Source organism: Micromonospora chaiyaphumensis (assembly GCF_900091435.1).
Classification (GTDB): domain Bacteria; phylum Actinomycetota; class Actinomycetes; order Mycobacteriales; family Micromonosporaceae; genus Micromonospora; species Micromonospora chaiyaphumensis.
Window position 1 is genome coordinate 203084 of record NZ_FMCS01000011.1, and the last position, 17076, is coordinate 220159.

The 17076-nt window shown below is 74.1% G+C and carries 18 protein-coding genes; 7 read left to right on the forward strand and 11 right to left on the reverse strand.

The genetic code is table 11. The features are described 5' to 3' along the window. Positions 1-4: 4 nt before the first annotated feature. The 3 genes from GA0070214_RS26605 to GA0070214_RS26615 all read right to left on the reverse strand — a co-directional run bounded on the left by GA0070214_RS26605 (position 5) and on the right by GA0070214_RS26615 (position 1905). Entirely contained in the window at positions 5-799 is a 795-nt protein-coding gene (locus tag GA0070214_RS26605; RefSeq protein ID WP_244167861.1) for an ABC transporter permease, read from the reverse strand. A 120-nt stretch (positions 800-919) separates the two neighbouring features. Next, on the reverse strand, positions 920-1111 hold the full coding sequence (locus GA0070214_RS26610; protein ID WP_091269239.1) for a DUF397 domain-containing protein: 192 nt from the start codon (positions 1109-1111) through the stop codon (positions 920-922). Then, positions 1102-1905 (reverse strand): helix-turn-helix domain-containing protein, encoded by an 804-nt coding sequence (locus GA0070214_RS26615; protein WP_244167862.1) that lies wholly within the window; start codon positions 1903-1905, stop codon positions 1102-1104. The genes GA0070214_RS26610 and GA0070214_RS26615 overlap by 10 nt, the downstream gene beginning before the upstream one ends. 218 nt (positions 1906-2123) lie before the next feature. On the opposite strand from GA0070214_RS26615, the gene GA0070214_RS26620 reads away from it, so the two are divergent. Then, entirely contained in the window at positions 2124-2369 is a 246-nt protein-coding gene (locus GA0070214_RS26620) for a flavin reductase (RefSeq protein ID WP_091269241.1), read from the forward strand. 146 nt (positions 2370-2515) lie between these two features. On the opposite strand, the gene GA0070214_RS26625 is transcribed toward GA0070214_RS26620, so the two are convergent. The 3 genes from GA0070214_RS26625 to GA0070214_RS26635 all read right to left on the reverse strand — a co-directional run bounded on the left by GA0070214_RS26625 (position 2516) and on the right by GA0070214_RS26635 (position 4580). Then, positions 2516-2923 (reverse strand): carboxymuconolactone decarboxylase family protein, encoded by a 408-nt coding sequence (locus GA0070214_RS26625; RefSeq protein WP_091269242.1) that lies wholly within the window; start codon positions 2921-2923, stop codon positions 2516-2518. 94 nt (positions 2924-3017) lie between these two features. After that, on the reverse strand, positions 3018-3590 hold the full coding sequence (locus GA0070214_RS26630; protein ID WP_091269243.1) for a hypothetical protein: 573 nt from the start codon (positions 3588-3590) through the stop codon (positions 3018-3020). 57 nt (positions 3591-3647) lie between these two features. Then, complete coding sequence (locus GA0070214_RS26635; RefSeq protein WP_091269244.1) at positions 3648-4580, reverse strand: ABC transporter ATP-binding protein; 933 nt, start codon at positions 4578-4580, stop codon at positions 3648-3650. 313 nt (positions 4581-4893) lie between these two features. On the opposite strand from GA0070214_RS26635, the gene GA0070214_RS26640 reads away from it, so the two are divergent. The 6 genes from GA0070214_RS26640 to GA0070214_RS26665 all read left to right on the forward strand — a co-directional run bounded on the left by GA0070214_RS26640 (position 4894) and on the right by GA0070214_RS26665 (position 12451). Further along, a complete protein-coding gene (locus tag GA0070214_RS26640) occupies positions 4894-7017 on the forward strand; it encodes a TRAP transporter permease (protein WP_091269281.1) in 2124 nt (707 codons plus the stop codon). Beyond that, entirely contained in the window at positions 7014-8033 is a 1020-nt protein-coding gene (locus GA0070214_RS26645) for a TAXI family TRAP transporter solute-binding subunit (RefSeq protein ID WP_091269245.1), read from the forward strand. Before GA0070214_RS26640 ends, GA0070214_RS26645 begins: the two co-directional genes overlap by 4 nt. Positions 8034-8100: 67 nt before the next feature. Continuing rightward, positions 8101-10479, forward strand: a complete 2379-nt coding sequence (locus GA0070214_RS26650; RefSeq protein ID WP_091269246.1) for a sensor histidine kinase — start codon at positions 8101-8103, stop codon at positions 10477-10479. Beyond that, on the forward strand, positions 10476-10868 hold the full coding sequence (locus GA0070214_RS26655; protein ID WP_091269247.1) for a roadblock/LC7 domain-containing protein: 393 nt from the start codon (positions 10476-10478) through the stop codon (positions 10866-10868). Before GA0070214_RS26650 ends, GA0070214_RS26655 begins: the two co-directional genes overlap by 4 nt. Then, positions 10865-11833: a TAXI family TRAP transporter solute-binding subunit gene (locus GA0070214_RS26660; protein WP_091269248.1), complete on the forward strand. Its 969-nt coding sequence runs from the start codon at positions 10865-10867 to the stop codon at positions 11831-11833. Before GA0070214_RS26655 ends, GA0070214_RS26660 begins: the two co-directional genes overlap by 4 nt. 54 nt (positions 11834-11887) lie before the next feature. Beyond that, positions 11888-12451: a DUF3592 domain-containing protein gene (locus GA0070214_RS26665; RefSeq protein ID WP_091269282.1), complete on the forward strand. Its 564-nt coding sequence runs from the start codon at positions 11888-11890 to the stop codon at positions 12449-12451. Between the two features lie 28 nt (positions 12452-12479). Here the strand turns inward: GA0070214_RS26665 and GA0070214_RS26670 are convergent, their stop codons facing one another. The 5 genes from GA0070214_RS26670 to GA0070214_RS26690 form a co-directional block, all read right to left on the reverse strand. After that, positions 12480-13016 carry a hypothetical protein gene (locus GA0070214_RS26670; protein WP_091269249.1) on the reverse strand — a complete coding sequence of 179 codons (537 nt, stop codon included), beginning with the start codon at positions 13014-13016 and terminating at the stop codon, positions 12480-12482. Beyond that, positions 13017-14909: a DNA primase gene (gene dnaG / locus GA0070214_RS26675; protein ID WP_091269250.1), complete on the reverse strand. Its 1893-nt coding sequence runs from the start codon at positions 14907-14909 to the stop codon at positions 13017-13019. It abuts the gene before it with no gap. A 69-nt stretch (positions 14910-14978) separates the two neighbouring features. Next, the gene (locus tag GA0070214_RS26680; protein ID WP_091269251.1) at positions 14979-15230 is read right to left on the reverse strand and encodes a helix-turn-helix transcriptional regulator; all 252 of its coding nucleotides are present in this window, start codon (positions 15228-15230) and stop codon (positions 14979-14981) included. 10 nt (positions 15231-15240) lie between these two features. Next, positions 15241-16092 (reverse strand): ABC transporter permease, encoded by an 852-nt coding sequence (locus GA0070214_RS26685; protein WP_091269252.1) that lies wholly within the window; start codon positions 16090-16092, stop codon positions 15241-15243. Further along, positions 16089-17063: an ABC transporter ATP-binding protein gene (locus GA0070214_RS26690; RefSeq protein WP_091269253.1), complete on the reverse strand. Its 975-nt coding sequence runs from the start codon at positions 17061-17063 to the stop codon at positions 16089-16091. The genes GA0070214_RS26685 and GA0070214_RS26690 overlap by 4 nt, the downstream gene beginning before the upstream one ends. Between the last annotated feature and the right edge of the window lie 13 nt (positions 17064-17076).

Below are 17076 nucleotides of genomic sequence, written 5' to 3' on the forward strand. Positions count from 1 at the left end.
TCCCCTAGACGACGAGCTGACGCTGGAACACGCGCCGGGCCAGCCACCAGCCGGCGGCGGCCCAGACCGCGAGGTAGAGCAGGTGGCCGGTGACCGACCACTGCGGAGCGACGCCGAGCGTGGCGGCGCGGCACAGGTCCACCGCGTGCCAGAGCGGGGTCGCGTAGGCGAAGGGGCGCAGCCCGCCCGGCAGGGACTCGACCGGGAAGAACACCCCGGCGAAGAGGGTCATCGGGATGATCGCGAAGCGGAACAGCAGCGCCAGGTAGCTGTCGCCCGGCACCGCGGCGGCGAACGCGAAGGTCGGCGCGGCGGCCGCCAGGCCCAGCAGCAGGCTCACCAGCGGGACGGTCAGCGCCCAGGGCGAGCGCAGCGCCCCGAACAGCGCCGTCACCAGCAGGAACGCCAGCGTGCTGGTGACCACCCGGAACAGCACGAAGGCGAGGTGCCCGGCCAGGATGTCGCCGACCCGCAGCGGCGCCGCGACCTGCGCGTGGTAGGTGCGGATCCAGCGGAAGTTGCTGAGCACCGGCCAGGTCGACTCGGCGACGGCGACCTGGAAGGCGGTGGAGGCAATCAGCCCGGGCACCAGCCAGTCGAGGTAGGACACCCCACCCACGCCCTGGTCGACGTAGGCGCCGACCCCGACGCCGAAGCCCAGCACGGTGAGCACCGGCAGCAGGAAGGACGAGAAGACGCCGGCCCGCCAGGTGCGCCGGTAGCCGACCAGGTGGTGGGAGAGCACCGCCAAGGCCGGCACCCGGGGCAGCGCCCGGCCGGACCGTTCCGCCACGGTCACGTGGACCACCCCCGTTCTCCGCCCACGTCAGCCTTCCTACCCCTCGGGTACGACAGGCCGCCGGTCACCCTACGACGGGCGGCGGACGGTGTCGCCGCGGTTTCCGCGAGGACCGGGCCGCTAGGGCCGGCCGGCGACCCGCGTGACGAACGCGCGCCACGCGTCCGGGCCGAAGGTCAGCACGGGACCGGCCGGGTCCTTGGAGTCGCGCACGGCGACCACGCCGGGCAGGTTCCCGGCCACCTCCACGCAGGCGCCGCCACTGCCGTTGCTGCGGGTGCTCTTGCGCCACCGGGCGCCGGTCAGGTCCATGTCTCCGCCACTTCCGAGATCAACTCCAGGGACTGCTGGTGCGACAGCGCCTCACCCCGGATCGCTTCCCACACCTCGACCATCTGCTGCACGAACTCGGCGCGGTCCACCACCTGGCCGTGACGCTGGCCCTCCAGGTAGACGATGTCCTCCCGGCCGGTCGAGGTGGCGATCACGAAGGGGCCGTCGAGCCCAGCGTAGGCCCCGGCGGAGAGCGGCACGACCTGGATTCGGACCCGCGTCAACGCGTGGCCGAGCTTGACCAGGTGCGCCAACTGCTCGCGCATCACCTCCGGACCGCCCACCCGGCGGCGCAGCACGTACTCGTCGACGACCGCGGTGAACAGTGGTGGCCGGTCGCGGGTGAGGACGCTCTGCCGGTCGAGGCGCGCCGTCACCTGCTGGTCGATCTCGTTGGGCGCGAACAGCCCGGCCCCGGCCAGCACGGCGCGCGCGTAGCCCTCCGTCTGCAACAGGCCCGGCACGTAGAGCGGCTCGAACCAGCGCAGCGCGGTGGCCTCCTGCTCGATGCCGGCCCAGTCGCGGAACCACGGCACCACCGTCTCCCGGCTGATCCGCCGCTGGATCCGCTCGAACCGCCCGTCCGTGCCGAACACCGTGTCGCAGCGGCGGGCGAAGTCGAGGCCGGGCCGGCGCTCGCAGGTCTCCACCTTGGCCACGAGCGCCCCCGAGTAGCTCAGGGCCTCGGCCAGCGCGCTCTGGGACAGGCCGCTGGTGGCCCGGGCGAGCCGCAACTCCTCGGCGAAGTGGTCCAGCATGGACGAACGGTCCACGGACAGCCTCCGTACATCCTCGTACCGCTCCCGGCCGGCCGCCGTACGCCCTCGTCGTCGGCGCGCGGGATCTCCCACCGTAGTCGGCAGGTCACCAGACTGTCACGCAGCGGGACCGCTCACGGGCACCGGACGGCGGGCGGAACCAGGCCGGGGGTGCCCGCGCACGACGAGGTGCACGGGCACCCCCATCCCACGACGGAGGCGAGGAGGCGCAGATGCCCCGCTACCGCCCGCACGTCGCGGCCCGACCGGCCTGGCGCTGCCGCGCCTGCGGGGCGCCGTGGCCGTGCTCACCGGGGCGGCTGGCGCTGCTCGCGGAGTACCGCGAGGACCGGCTCGCCCTGCTCGTCTACCTCGGCACGCTCCTGTGCGAGGCGACGGCGGACCTCGCCGACGCGCACGGGCGGAACGCGCCGCAGCGGCTGGCCGACCGCTTCGTCACCTGGGCACGGGCGCGGTGACAACCCTTCGACGACCGTCGGCCGCTGGACGAGACCCCGGCCCACCAGTGTGTTGATCAAGAAGTTTGCGTCGGGATTCTCCTCGGAGGGCGACGCAAACCTCTTGATCGACGGGGACGCCGTCTGCGGCCTACAGGATTCGGGGGTCAGCGGGCCGGGGTGGGGTGGACGGGGAGCAGGTTGCGTTCGGCGAAGACCTTCTTGGCGACGAGGGTCGCGTTGACCGCCCGCGGCACCCCGCAGTAGACCACCGCCTGAAGCAGCGCCTCGACGATCTCGGAGGGCGTCAGGCCGGCGTTGAGCGCGCCGTTCACGTGCACCTCGAGCTGGGACCCGGCGTCACCGAGGGCGGTGAGGACGCCGAGGCACATCAGCTCGCGGTCGCGGCGCGCCAGTTCGGGCCGGACGTAGAGGTCGCCGTAGGACCAGGCGACCGACCGGTAGCTGAGCTCGGGCGAGACGTCGGCGAGGGCGTCCAGGAGCTTCTGCCCGGCGCCGCTGTCGGCCTCCCGCAGCGCCTCCATACCGCGCTCGTACTGTTCGTCTCCGGTCATGGTCCTGCCCTACCTCTGCCCAGTCGTCCGGTCGGCTGGCCGCGGTTACCCGCGGTCGGGCCGGACAAACGGCACAGCTTCCGGCGGCCGGGGGTCAGGCGACGCGGCGCTCGGCTTCCGCTCCGACGGCCTGGTGGTCGAGGCCGCGTGTGCGGAACAGGGCGAGCACCGCGTAGGCCAGGAGGAGGGTGCCGGCGCCGGTGCCGACGACCAGCCCGGCGGACACCCCCGAGACGAGGTCGACGATCAGACCGGCGAGGGCGACCAGCGTGACGGCCACGCCGAGTGGCACCAGCAGCCGGTCGCGCAGCACCGGGGCCAGCGGCAGGAAGTGGATGCCGACCACGGCGCAGACCAGCACCGGGATGTAGCCGCTGAGCCCGACGGCGGCCAGGATCAGGGCGCCGGCCAGGCCGACGACGACCTCGGCCACGACGACGAGCCCGTAGCGACGGTCGGCGGACCGGTCGCGCTGGGCCGCCTCCCGGCGCCCGGCCCGGGCCACGAGCACCGCGCCGACGACGGCGGCGAGCAGTGCGACGACGCTGCCCACGACGAGCAGCGACCGCAGCGGCGGATCGGCCTTGGGGACGCTGAACCAGACGGCGGCGAACACGCCGAGGTAGAGCGCCGTTAGCCCGGCCTGACGCCGCGGCAGACCCACCATGTCGGACACCTCCGTCAACACCCGGCCGCCCGAGGTGGCGGACCCGGATTCGCCACCCTAGTCGATCAAGGTGCGGCCGGTGAGGTGGAGGAAGACGTCCTCCAGGCTGCTGCGCCGGACCAGGACGCTGGCCGGGACGAGGCCGCGCGCGGTCACCTCGGCGAGCGCGGCGTCGCCGTCGGGCACGTAGAGCAGGATGCGGTCCGGCAGCACCTCGACCCGCTCCCCCAGCCCGCCGAGCTTGCCGGCGAACGGCTCCTGCGACTCGGCGGCGAAGCGCAGCTCGACCACCTCGCGGGTGGAGTGCTGCTCGATCAGCGCCCGGGGCGAGCCCTCGGCGACGATCCGGCCGCCGTCCATCACCACGAGCCGGTCGCAGAGCTGCTCGGCCTCGTCCATGTAGTGGGTCGTGAGCACGAGCGTGACGCCCTGCTGCTTGAGCCGGAACAGCCGCTCCCAGACGAGGTGCCGGGCCTGCGGGTCGAGCCCGGTGGTGGGCTCGTCGAGCAGCACGATCTCGGGGTTGTTGACCAGCGCGCGGGCGATGGTCAGGCGCCGCTTCATGCCGCCGGAGAGCGGCTCGACCTTGCTCTCGGCCCGCTCGGTGAGCTGCACGAAGTCGAGCAGCTCGGCGGCCCGCTCGCGGGCCACCCGGCGCGGGATGCCGAAGTAGCGCGCGTAGGTGGTCAGATTCTCCCGGACGGTCAGCTCGGGATCGAGGCTGTCGAGCTGCGGGCAGACGCCCAGCCGGGCCCGGATCGCCGGGCCGTCGTGGACCGGGTCCATGCCGAGGATGCGCAGCTCCCCGCCGGAGGGCGGCGAGATGCAGCCGATCATGCGCATGGTGGAGGACTTGCCGGCGCCGTTGGGGCCGAGGAAGCCGAAGGCCTCGCCGGGGCGCACCTCCACGTCGATGCCGTCGACGGCGGTGAAGTCGCCGAACCGCTTCACCAGCCCCCGCGCCTGGATGAGTGGTTGCGTGCTGGTCACCGGCCGACCCTAGCCGCCGGGTCCGACAGGCTCGACCGGTTAACGGGGAGACGCGAGCCGGCCGGCCGGGGTGGGACGCCATTCGCGACTTTCCCGCGACAATTGTGAAGGCCGCTCGGAATCGGCGCGCGGTGAGTGATTCACGCGTTCATTCCGGTCACTCAAAGCAATCATGCCCGGCAATGTTCCCATGATGTAGACGATTCGCGTATCGTCCCCCCTCGTGCCGCCCGTTCGCCCCTCCGACGCCACTCCCCCGCCGCCCCGTTCCCCCGCGGCCGGGTCCCCGGCGTCCGAAAGGGACACCGCTGCGCTGCCGCTCCCGCCGGACAAGGGCGCGGCCACCGACCCGGTGTGGGCCGACGACGGTCCGGTGGAGACGCACCACGACACCCGGGAACTGGCGGCCCGGTTCGAGGACGAGAAACCGGGACGCGTGTTGTCCGGCCCGGTCGCGCTGCTGTTCACCGGCGCCACTCTGGCCGTCGCCCTGCTCGCCCTCTGGCAGGTGTTCTTTCCACTTCCGCAGGGCAGCAAGTACTACCTCATCATTTTCCTCGCCGGCGTGCTGCCGATGGTGTTCCTGGCGTACCCCTCGGGGGTGCGGCTGCGCCGCCGGCCGGCCGGTGACGAGCCGGCGGAACGGCGCGGCCCCCGCCCGGCCGACTGGCTGCTCGCCGCCGTCGCGCTGCTGGCCTGCCTCTATCCCGTGCTGCCGGTGACGCTCGGTGCGGGCGGTGGCGGCTACGACGCGTTCCTCGACCGGCAGGGCCTGCTGGTGCCGCTGGACGTGGCGCTGGGCACCGTGCTGCTGCTCCTGCTGCTGGAGGCGTGCCGGCGCACCACCGGCTGGATCCTCCCGGCCGTGTGCCTGCTGTTCCTCGCCTACGGCTACTACGGCGGGCTGCTGCCGCAGGCCTGGCCGGTGGCCCACGCCGGCCTCGACTTCGCGCAACTGGTCGACGCGTTCTACAACTCCGACAGCGGCTTCTACGGCACGCCGCTGGACGTGGCCGCCTCGTACATCGTGCTGTTCACCATCTACGGCGCGGTGCTGGACCTCTCCGGGGCCGGCCGGTTCTTCGTCGAACTCTCCGCCGCCGCGTTCCGCCGCTCCCGCACCGCCGCCGGGCGGACGGCCGTCGCCTCCGGCTTCCTGCTCGGCACGGTCTCCGGTTCCGGTGCCGCCACCACGGTCAGCATCGGGGCGGTGACCTGGCCGATCCTGCGCCGCGCCGGCTACCCGGCCGAGCGGGCCGGCGGCATGCTGGCCGCCGCCGGTGTCGGCGCGATCCTCTCCCCGCCCACGCTGGGCGCCGCGGCCTTCATCATCGCGGAATACCTGGGCGTGTCCTACCTCCAGGTGCTCGGCTGGGCCACCGTACCGACGATCCTCTACTACCTGGGCATCCTGCTCTCCGTCGAGATCGACGCCCGGCGTTCCGGGGTCCGCCCGGTGGTCATCGACACCGGGTCGGCCGGTCGGCTGCTGCTCCGCTTCGGCTACCACTTCCTCTCGCTCCTCGTGATCATCGTGGTGCTCGCCATGGGCGCCTCGGCCACCCGGGCCGTGGTGATCGCCACCGTGCTGGCCGCCGCGCTGTCCTTCCTGGACCGCCGGCACCGGCTCACCCCCGCCCGCCTCGTCGCGGCCCTCAGCGGCGGCGTACGCGGGGTGCTCGCGGTGAGCGCCGTCTGCGCGGCGGCCGGCATCATCACGGCCACCACCACGAAGACCGGCCTCGGCCCGCAGGCCGCCGCGCTGCTGGTCAGCGGGGCGCAGGCGGTCAGCTCCGAGCCGGCCGTGGTGCTGGCCCTCACCGCGCTGCTCGCCGCGGTCGCGCTCACCCTGCTCGGGCTGGCCGTGCCGGTCACCGCGTCCTTCGTGATCGGCTGGGTGATCATCGGCCCGGCGCTGCTGCACCTCGGCGTCGCCGCCCCCGCCGCGGCCATGTTCGTCTTCTACTTCGCGGTGCTGTCCGAGGTCTCCCCGCCGACCGCGCTCGCCGCCGTGGCCGCCGCCGCGGTCACCGGCGGCCGGCTGGTGCCGACCATGTGGCAGACCCTGCGGTACGCGCTGCCCGCGTACCTCATCCCGATCGCCTTCGTGATCACGCCGACCGGCCTCGGCCTGCTCGGCATCGGCGGGGCCGGCCGGATCGCGGTGGCCGCGGTGGTCTCCGCGCTCGGCGTCACCGTGCTGGCGGTGGCGGCGGGTGGCTGGCTGCCCGGCGTCGGCCCGGCCGGCACGCCGGAGCGGCTCCTCGGCGCGGTCGCCGGGCTGGTGCTGCTCTGGCTGGAACCCCTGCCCATGGCGATCGGCGCGGTGCTCGCCGCACTGGCCGTCGCGGGCGTGCTCGTCCGACGTGGCTCCGCCGGTCGCGCCGGCGGCCCGTCGGTCCCTGAATTGGTGGACCACCGGGAGGAGAGAGAGTGAGACGGATCGACGTGCGGATCGCCGCGGGCGTCGGGGCGCTGGCCCTGGTCGCGGCCGGCGCCGCCGGATGCGGGGGCCGTCAGGACGGCGCGGCGACGGACGACGCCGCCCGCGAGATCACCTGCAAGGTCACCAAGGACACCCGGGTCGGCATCGCCACCGGCAACGCCACCGGCGTCTACTACGTGGTCGGCAACGCCCTCGCCGGCCAGCTCGCCGCGGCCACCGGGGGCAAGCTCACCGGCACCGCCGCCGAGACCGGCGCCTCGGTGCAGAACGTCGAGCAGCTCGTGGCGGGCCAGTACGACGTGGCGTTCTCCCTCTTCGACACCGCCGTCAACGCGGTGCAGGGCAAGGACAGCTTCTCGTCCCCGCAGCCGGTCAAGGCGCTGGCCCGGATCTACGACAACTACACGCAGGTGGTCGTCCGGGCCGACTCCGGGATCACCTCGGTGGCCGGCATGAAGGGCAGGAAGATCTCCACGGGCTCGCCCAAGTCCGGCACCGAGGTCATCGCCAACCGGCTGCTCACCGCCGCCGGGCTCGACCCCGCCAAGGACGTCCAGGCGCAGCGGCTCGACCTGACCAAGACCGTCGACGGGATGAAGGACGGCAGCATCGACGGCTTCTTCTGGTCCGGCGGCGTGCCCACCGGCGGGGTGACCGACCTGTTCACCACGGCCGGCGACAAGGTGAAGTTCCTCGACATCAGCCCGCTGCTGCCGAAGATGGCCGAGCTGAACCCGGCGTACCAGGCCGGGACCATCGGCAGGGACGTCTACCGGACGCCCGCCGACGTGCCCACCATCGTGGTGCCGAACGTGCTGCTGGTCCGCGACAACCTGGACGCCGACGTGGCCTGCGTGATCACGAAGACGGTCTTCGAGAAGAAGGACACCCTGGCCCAGGCCAACCCGGCCGCCAAGGGCATCGACCTCACCAACGCCCGCAAGACCGACCCGGTGGGGCTGCACCGCGGGGCGGACCGGGCACTCACGGAGCTCGGCGCGAGCTGATCCGACGAGCCGGGCCCGGACCGACCCGTCCGGGCCCGGCACCCCGACAACGACCCGGGAGACCCCCGTGCCGCTGCCCCACCCCGCCCGCGTACGCCGGCACCACCGGCCCGCGGACCGCACCGGGCATCTCCGGTCGGTCCGGGTCCAACTGCTCGCGCCGATCCTGGTGGCCACGGCCGGCCTCGTCGTCCTCGGCGCCGCCCAGACCGGCACCGCGCTGGACGCCTCCGCCGACGCCGACCGGGCCCGCGTGCTCGCCGGCACCGCCACCGCCACCGTGCGGCTCGTGCACGAGCTGGAACGCGAGCTGGGCGAGACGGCGGCGCTGCGCCAGCGCGGTGGCACCGCCGGCCGGCCGCTGGTCGACGCGCAGCGGCGCCGGGTCGACGCCGCGGTCACCCGGTACCGCTCGGCCAGCACCGACGCCCGGCGGGCCGCCCCGGACCTGACCCCGGTGCTCAACGACGCGGACGGGCGGCTCGGCCAGCTCGCGCCGACCCGGGACCTGGCGCTCGGCGGGGACCGGGGCGACCCGGCGTACGCGACGCTCGTCGAGTCGCTGCTCGCCGTGGCCGACGCGCTGCCCGCCCAGCTCCGCGACGCCGACCTGGCCAACGAGGCCCGCGAGGTCGCCGCGGTGGCCGCCCAGGAGCACCTCTCGGCACTGGAACGCGACCTGCTGCGGGGGGTGTTCGTGCGGGGCGCGTTGGTCCGGGGTGAACTGGCCCGACTCGGCCGGCTCCGGGGCGCCCGGGAGCAGCGCCAGGCCGAGTTCCTCCGGATCGCCACCGGCCCGGCCAACTCCGCCTGGTACCGGCTGGTCGGTGGCGCCGACGTGGAGACGGCCCGCCGGATGCGCGACGGCGTGCTGGACAGCGACGGCGCGCCGGAGTCGCTGAAGACCGACGGCGACGCCTGGTACGTGGCGCAGAGCGGCGCCATCCGCCGCTACAACCTGCTCGGCCGGGAACTCTCCGACGGGCTGGACCGCGACGCCGCCGCGCTGGCCCGGACCGCCCGGCAGCGGGCCCTGCTCACGGCCGGGGCGACCAGCACGGTGGCGCTCGCCTCGCTGGTCACCGCCGTGCTGCTGGCGGTCCGGACCAGCCGGCGGCTGCGCCGGCTGCGGGTCGCCGCGCTCACCATGGCGAACCGGGAACTGCCGGAGCGGATCACCGCGATCGCCGCGGGCGAGGGTACGCCGGGCCCGGGCACGGCCACCCGGCTGACCGACGGGATCCGCCGGGGCCGCGACGAGGTGGCCCAGGTGGCCGAGGCGTTTGACACGGTCAACACGGCCGCGCTGCGGCTCGCCGGCGAGCAGGCCGAGCTGCGGCTGGACGTGACCCGGATGGCCGAGGCCCTGGCCCGGCGGATCCGCACGCTCATCACCCGCCAGCTGCGCCTGCTCGACGAGTTCGAACGCGAGGAGACCGACCCCGACGCGCTGGCCCGGCTCTTCGCCCTCGACCACCTCGCCGCCCGGCTGCGCCGCAACGGGGAGAACCTGCTGGTCCTCGCCGGCGGCGAGCCCGGCCGGGGGCACGAGGGCGCGCTGCTCCTGGACGACGTGGTCCGGGCGGCCGCCTCGGAGATCGAGGACTACCCGCGGGTCGAGATCGACGTGCCGACCGCCGCCGTGCACGGCGCGGCGGCCGGCAACCTGGTGCACCTGCTGGCCGAACTGCTGGAGAACGCCACCGTCTACTCCCCACCCGACGCCCGGGTGCTGGTCGACGGGCGGCGCACCGTGGACGGGCTCACCCTGCGGGTGCACGACCAGGGCATCGGCATCAGCGAGACCCGGCTGGCCACCATCAACGAGCGGCTCGCCGCGCCGGCCACGCTGTCCAGCGCCGCGGCCGGCAGCATGGGCCTGCACGTGGTGGCCCACCTGGCCGCCCGGCACGGCATCCGGGTGCAGCTGCACCAGACCGCCAGCGGCACGGTGGCCCAGGTGGAGGTGCCCGAGTCGGTGCTCACCCGGGTCGAGTCGGTGACCCGGCGGCCGGTCGCCGAGCGCCGCCCGGCCGGCCGCGCGGCGTGGTTCCGGCCCCGCGCCACCGGGACCCGGGACCTGGTCACCACCGCTCCCGAGCCGGCCGCCCTGGGGTTCCGGTCGCCGGCCGTCGCCGGGCCGGTGGCCGGCGGCGCCGTCCGGGGCGTCGCGGCGGTACGCCCGCCGGGCGCCGCCCTGCTGGCGCCCAGCGCCGCCCGGATCCGGCCCGCCGGCTCCCCACCGACCACCGGCACGGGCCTGCCCCGCCGGACCCGGGGCGGGCAGCTTCCCGCGCCGCCGCCCGCCACCGCCCCGCCGCCCCGGCCCGCGGACGACCTGCTCGACCCCGAGGTGGTACGCGCCCGCCTGTCCGCCCTCGCCGAGGGGGTGGCCAGCGCGATGCGCCGTGCCCCGAACACCACACCCACCGGGAGAAACCCATGACCACACCCGTGACCGCCGGGCTCGACTGGCTGCTGGCGAACTTCGCCGAGCAGGTGCCGGACGTGTCGCACGCCCTCGCGGTGTCCGAGGACGGCCTGCGGCTGGCCGCCTCCCCCGACCTCGCCCCCGACCAGGTGGACCAGCTCGCCGCGGTGATCAGCGGCTTGGCCAGCCTGACCGTGGGCGCGGCCCGGCTGATGTCTGCGGGCCGGGTACGCCAGCAGATCGTCGACATGGACGGCGGGGTGCTGCTGGTGATGGCCGTCGGCGAGCGGGCGCTGCTCGGGGTGCTCGCGGCGCCCGGCTGCGACCTGGGCCAGATCGGCTACGAGACGGCGACACTTGTCCAGCGGGTGGCGGAGGCGCTGGAACCGGCGGCCCGCCGGTGACCCGCCGCCCGCTGCGGCTGGTGGCCGCGCTCCTGCTCGCCGCGCTGGTGGCGGGCTGCGGCGGGGCCGACGCCGGGCCGCGGGCCTGGCACGACGGCCGGATCTTCCTGGCCACCGGCAACACCACCGGCGTCTACTACCAGCTCGGCGGCGGCTACGCCGACCTCATCAGCCGGCACCTGCCCGGGTACGAGGCACGGGCCGAGCCGACCGGCGCCTCGGTGGAGAACATCACCCGGCTGGCCGGCGGTGACATGGAGATCGCCTTCAGCCTCGCCGACACGGCCGCGGACGCGGTCAACGGCCGGGGCGCGTTCGACGGCCGGCCGCAGCCGGTACGCGCGCTGGCCCGGGTCTACAGCAACTACACCCACGTGATCGTCCGCGCCGACGGGAAGATCGGCAGCTTCGGCGACCTGCGCGGCAAGCGGATCTCCACGGGCTCGCCGAAGTCCGGCACCGACATCATCGCCGGGCGCCTGCTCACGGCCGGTGGGATCGACCCGGGCCGGGACATCCAGCGGCTCAACCTGTCACTGCCGGAGACCGTGCAGCGGATGCGGGCCGGCAGCCTGGACGCCATGTTCTTCTCCGGAGGCCTGCCCACCCCGGGCATCAAGGACCTGCTCTCCGGCGCGCCCGGGGTGTTCCGGCTGCTCCCGATCAGCGAGCTGATCGAGCCGCTGGCCGCCCGTTACGGCTCGGTCTACACGACGGCCACCCTGCCCAAGGAGATCTACGGCACCCCGGCGGCCACCCCGACCATCACGGTGGCGAACGTGATCCTGGTGGCGGCCGACATGCCGGACCAGCTCGCGTACGACCTGACCCGGGTGCTCTTCACCTGGCAGGACGAGTTGATCAGGGTGCACCCGGAGGCGGCGAACTTCACCCGGGACAGCGCCGCCGCCACCGACCCGATCCCACTGCACCCCGGCGCCGCCCGCTGGTATCGCCGCGGCTGACGGCGGCGCCTCCCGCCCGGGGTTGCGTCCTCCCGGCATGCTGATCGCGTGATCATGGCGCGCCACTCGTCGGCCCTGGCGACCCTCGGCTGCGTGTTGCTGGTGGTGGCCGGCGGCGCGCTGCTGTGGCTGCCCTTCCACACCCAGTACGCGCTCGACCACTGGGGAGCCGAACTGCGAAAGAGCGGAGTGCCCGCGCGGGCGCTCGTCTACGACCAGGTGACGAAGCGCGGCGGCAACCGGACCAGCTCGTCGACCACCATGTATTTCCGGTACGAACTGGCCGGCCGGACGTACGAGCAGGAGGTCGGCTGCGTCGAGGTGTGCCGGTCCAGCGGCGAGGAGGTGCCGATCTGGGTGAACCCGGCCGACCCGGACGACTTCGTCACCGACTTCGACCAGCTCAGCGGGCACCGGGGCCGCATACAAGGCGGGCTGGGCGTCGCCGGATTCGGGATCCTGGTCGTGGCGGTTCCGCTGCTGCTGTCCCGCATCCCGTTCCAGCGCTGGTTCCCTCCCCGCAAGCCGCGGCCCCGTCCTCGTTCCGGTGGTGCGACCGGCGAGGGCGGTGCCGGGCTCAGGATCCGCTCCAAGCACAAGCGGGGCGGGCGACGCTGAGCGGCACCGGCGGCTCCCGGTTACGCGCTCAGAGGTTCGCGGGGGCGGTGGCGGCCCGGGCGGCGGCGACGAGCCGGTCGGTCTCGGCGGCCACCGCCTCGTCGTCGGCGGGCGTGCCCGGGTCGTAGCGCACCGTCCAGGTCAGCCCGTCGACGCCGGGCACCCGGCGGGCCGCGATCCGGCCGGCGCCGCCGGGCACCGGCTGGTGCGCGGTGTACGCGACCGAGCGGGTGACCCGGGCCCGCACCTGGTGCGGCAGGTCGCCCGGGTCGAGCAGCAGATAGGTCTCGGCCGGGCAGTCGGCGACCACGACGTAGCCGTCCCGCTCGGCGACCCGATCGGCGGGGGTGACCGTGAGCTCCCGGCCGGACCAGACCGCCTTGAGGATGTCGTGCCAGCCGATCCGCTCGCCCCGGCCGGGCAGCCAGAGCCCGAGGTTGCTGGCGACCACGACGCCGTCGCCCTCGCCGTTGCCGACGGCGGCCCAGGCGAGCACCCGCTCGTCGGCCCGCAGCGGGGGCCGATCGGCGGGCGGCAGCTTCGGCTTGCGGTTGAACAGTCCCATCTAGAGCCCTCCGGCGGCCTGCTCGCGCAGCGCCCGCGCGTGCTGCTCCAGCGAGAGCAACTCCCCGAACAGGGCGAAGTATTCGTCCTTGTTGCTCACCGGGTTGATCCGCTGGATCTTCGACTTGAGGTCCTTGATCCGCCCGGTCACCGAGCCCCACTGGAGGCGGGCCATGGTGATCGAGACGTAGCGCGGGTCCGGCTCGCCGTCGATGCGCAGCGGCTCGACCGCCAGCTCGCCGACGAGCGCCTGCCCGGCCAGGTCGTCGCAGGCGTCGCGGACCTGCTCGATCCAGACCGCACCACCGGCGGCGGTCGCCACCCCGCCGGCCGTGGCGATGGCCGCGCGGACGGCGACGTGCACCGGGTGCCGGTAGGCGGAGGCCTCGACCGCGTCGAACATCGGGCCGGCCAGCACCGGCTCCTGGAGGGCGAGCTTCAGCGCCTCCCGCTCGACCATCGACTGCGGACTGTCCACGGTGGGCGCGGCCGGGGCGGGCCGGGCCGGGGCGGTCGCCGTGCCGGCGGGCTGCCCGTTGGCGGCGGCCAGCACGGCGCGCTGCACCGGCTCGATCTCCATGCCGAGGTCGCCGGCCAGCTTGCGGACGTACTCGGGGCGCTTCTCCCGGTCCTTGATCTTGGCGACCAGCGGGGCGGCCCGGCGCATCGCCTCCACCCGGCCGTCGACGGTGTCGAGGTCGAACCGGTTGATCATGTGGCGGAGCGCGAAGTCGACCAGCGGCTCGCGGCGGGCGACCAGGTCGCGGACGGCCAGGTCGCCCTTGGCCAGGCGCAGCTCGCACGGGTCCATGTTGTCGGGGCTGACCGCGATGAAGGTGCGCCCGACGAAGCGCTGGTCGTCCTCGAAGGCGCGCAGGGCGGCCTTCTGGCCGGCGGCGTCGCCGTCGAAGGTGAAGATGATCTCGCCGGCCCGTTCATCGCTGTCGAAGAGCACCCGGCGCAGCACGGAGATGTGGTCGGCGCCGAACGCGGTGCCGCAGGTCGCCACCGCCGTCGGGACGTCGGCCAGGTGGCAGGCCATCACGTCGGTGTAGCCCTCGACCACCACCACCTTGCCCTGCTTGGCGATCTCGCGCTTGGCCTGGTCGATGCCGTAGAGGACGTGCGACTTCTTGTAGATCGGGGTCTCGGGGGTGTTCAGGTATTTCGGGCCGTCGTCGTCGTCGAAGAGCTTGCGGGCCCCGAAGCCGATCACGTCGCCGGTGATCTCGCGGATCGGCCACATCAGGCGGCGGCGGAACCGGTCGATGAGGCTGCCCGAGCGGGACGGGCGGGACAGCCCCGCGGTGACCAGCTCGTCGTGGGTGAAGCCCTGCTGGCGCAGGTGCTTGGTGAGCAGGTCCCAGGCGTCGGGGGCGAAACCGCAGCCGTAGCGCTCGGCGGCGGCCCGGTCGAAGCCACGCTGGGCGAGGAACTCCCGGGCCCGCCGGGCGCCGGCCGTGGTGAGCTGGGCGCGGTAGAACTCGACGGCCGCCGCGTGCGCGGCCACCAGGCGCTGGCGCTGCCCCTGCTGGGGGCGGGGACGCGGAGCCGAGCGGTCGTCCTCGACGTAGCGCAGCTGGATGCCGGCGCGGGCGGCGAGCCGCTCGACGGACTCGACGAAGCTCAGGTGCTCGGCGTCCATCAGGAACTTGATCGCGTCGCCGCCGGCCCCGCAGCCGAAGCAGTACCAGACGTTGCGGGCGGGCGAGACGTTGAACGAGGGGCTCTTCTCGTCGTGGAACGGGCAGAGACCCTTGAGGTTGCCGCCGCCGGCCGACTTGAGCGTCACCGTGTCGGAGATGACCTCCGCGATCGAGGTGCGCTCGCGGACCAGCGCGATGTCCTCGTCCCGGATCCGCCCCGCCATCTCCGCCACCTCCTCGGCGTACATCCTGCCCTGCCGGACCGACGATCCGGCGGTCGGGGGGACGGGCGTGTGGCGGACGCCGCCCGCCCCCGGTCACGCCGTGCGGCCGGCTCCGGTGGCGGCGTCGCCGATCCGCGGGAACGGCTCGATGGAGAAGACCACCTCGACGGGCACCTGGAAGTAGGCGGCGATCCGCAGCGCCAGGTGCAGGCTGGGCCGGAACTCGCCCCGCTCCAGGTAACCGACCGTCTGGTAGTGCACGCCCAGCGCGTCGGCGAGCTGCCGCCGCGAGATCCCCCGTTCGGCACGCAGCACGGCGATCCGGTTGTGCACGACCTCGCTCATCGGCGCCCTCTCATCCGACCCGCTGCATGGCCCGCTCGCGGCGGGCCGCCACCCGCGAGCCGGACTCGCGCCGGGCCATCCGCCGCAGCACCACGGGGGCCAGCACCAGCCCGAGCACCGCCCACGCCCCGAGCACCCCGAAGGTCTCCAGGTGGCGCCAGGAGCCGCCGAGCTCGACCGCGGCCATGTCGTCGGGCAGCAGCGCCGAGCGCATGCCCAACCCTAGCCAGTAGATCGGGAAGACCTGCGCGACGCCCTGGAGCCACCCCGGGTAGCCGTTGATCGGGTAGAAGATGCCGGACAGGGCGATCAGGCCCATGTTCGGCAGCATGATCAGCCCGAAGTTGCGGGGGTTCTCGATCAGCGCGCCGAGGACCGCGCCGATCGGCAGGGTCGCGACCAGGCCGAGCACCGCCACCCAGAGCAGGGTGAACCAGGCCGACGCGCTGGTCAGCCGGAGCCCGTCGAGGTAGAACAGCGCCGGGACGAGCTGGAGGAGCATGCTCAGCAGCGCCACCGTCGACATCAGGGTGATCTTTCCGACCAGGTAGCCGAGCATCCCGTTCGGGGTGGCCTTGGCGCGCAGCAGGGTGCCCTCCTCACGCTCCATGACCAGCTGCGAGGCGAGCACCAGCATGCCGCCGAACGCCAGACCCATGCCGAGCGCGCTGGGCAGCGTGCGGGCACCGAGCGAGAAGGAGGTGCCGGGCACGGTCGAACCGCGCATGAAGAACATCGTGACCAGCAGCGCCACCGTCGGGAACGCGTAGTTCCACAGGTCCTGCCCGTTGCTGAAGGTGTTGCGCAGCTCGATCATGCCGCGCCGGAGACCGGCCCGGACGGCCGCTATCGTCGGGTTCATCGGTCGCTCCCCTGCTGCCACACCCGGTCGGCCCGGCCGCTCCGGACGCCGGATTCCTCCTCGTAGACCAGAGCCATGTACGCGTCCTCCAGGCTGGCCCGGCGTACCTCCAGCTCCTGCACCCGGTCGCCGTGCTCGCGGAGCAGGTCGCGCAGGAAGCCGGTGGCGTCGGGCGTGGCGTGCACGAACCGCTCGCCGTCGCGGGTCCAGCGGATCTCGGCGTCACCGGCGACCCGGCGGGACAGCTCGTCCGGCGAGCCGTCGGCGATGATCCGGCCGCCGGCGAGGATGACGATGCGGTCGGCCAACTTCTCGGCCTCGTCCAGGTCGTGCGTGGTGAGCAGGATGGTGGTCTCGTCCAGGTCGGCGAGGCGGTGCACCAGCTCGTGGAACTCCCGGCGGGCGGCCGGGTCGAAGCCGACCGTCGGCTCGTCCAGGAACAGCAGCTCCGGGCGGCCCACGATGCCGACCGCCACGTCGAGCCTGCGGCGCTGGCCGCCGGAGAGCCGGGCCACCCGCTTGTCCGCCTGCGCCGTGAGACCGACGGCGGCCAGCAGGTCGTCGACCGGCCAGGGCCGGGAGATCCGGTCGGTGGCGTACGGCGCGTAGAAGTCGCCGAGGTGGGCCAGGAGGTCCCGGACCCGCCACTTGCCGTGGTCGCGCCAGGACTGGAGCACCACGCCCAACCGGGCGCGCCAGCGCTCGTCGCCCCGGCCGGGGTCGACGCCGAGCACCCGGACCGACCCGGCCGACCGCAGCCGGAAGCCCTCCAGGATCTCGATGGTGGTGGTCTTGCCGGCGCCGTTGGGGCCGAGCAGGGCGAGCACCTCACCGCGCCGGGCGGTGAGGTCGACTCCGTGCAGCACGTCGACGGTGCCGTACCGCATGCGCAGGTCGCGGACGTCGAGGACCAGATCCTCGTCGGGCGGGTGGGGAGCCGTCGCGACTCCCGGCAGTTCGACCGCAGTCATGCCGCAGAATGTA

Bases quoted from the DNA above. Each gene is read 5' to 3' on its own strand.
- GA0070214_RS26685 (WP_091269252.1), bottom strand. From the start codon at position 16,092: ATGAACCCGACGATAGCGGCCGTCCGGGCCGGTCTCCGGCGCGGCATG.
- GA0070214_RS26610 (WP_091269239.1), bottom strand. From the start codon at position 1,111: ATGGACCTGACCGGCGCCCGGTGGCGCAAGAGCACCCGCAGCAACGGC.
- GA0070214_RS26690 (WP_091269253.1), bottom strand. From the start codon at position 17,063: ATGACTGCGGTCGAACTGCCGGGAGTCGCGACGGCTCCCCACCCGCCC.
- GA0070214_RS26655 (WP_091269247.1), top strand. From the start codon at position 10,476: ATGACCACACCCGTGACCGCCGGGCTCGACTGGCTGCTGGCGAACTTC.
- GA0070214_RS26625 (WP_091269242.1), bottom strand. From the start codon at position 2,923: ATGACCGGAGACGAACAGTACGAGCGCGGTATGGAGGCGCTGCGGGAG.
- GA0070214_RS26620 (WP_091269241.1), top strand. From the start codon at position 2,124: ATGCCCCGCTACCGCCCGCACGTCGCGGCCCGACCGGCCTGGCGCTGC.
- GA0070214_RS26665 (WP_091269282.1), top strand. From the start codon at position 11,888: ATGGCGCGCCACTCGTCGGCCCTGGCGACCCTCGGCTGCGTGTTGCTG.
- dnaG (WP_091269250.1), bottom strand. From the start codon at position 14,909: ATGTACGCCGAGGAGGTGGCGGAGATGGCGGGGCGGATCCGGGACGAG.
- GA0070214_RS26680 (WP_091269251.1), bottom strand. From the start codon at position 15,230: ATGAGCGAGGTCGTGCACAACCGGATCGCCGTGCTGCGTGCCGAACGG.
- GA0070214_RS26670 (WP_091269249.1), bottom strand. From the start codon at position 13,016: ATGGGACTGTTCAACCGCAAGCCGAAGCTGCCGCCCGCCGATCGGCCC.
- GA0070214_RS26630 (WP_091269243.1), bottom strand. From the start codon at position 3,590: ATGGTGGGTCTGCCGCGGCGTCAGGCCGGGCTAACGGCGCTCTACCTC.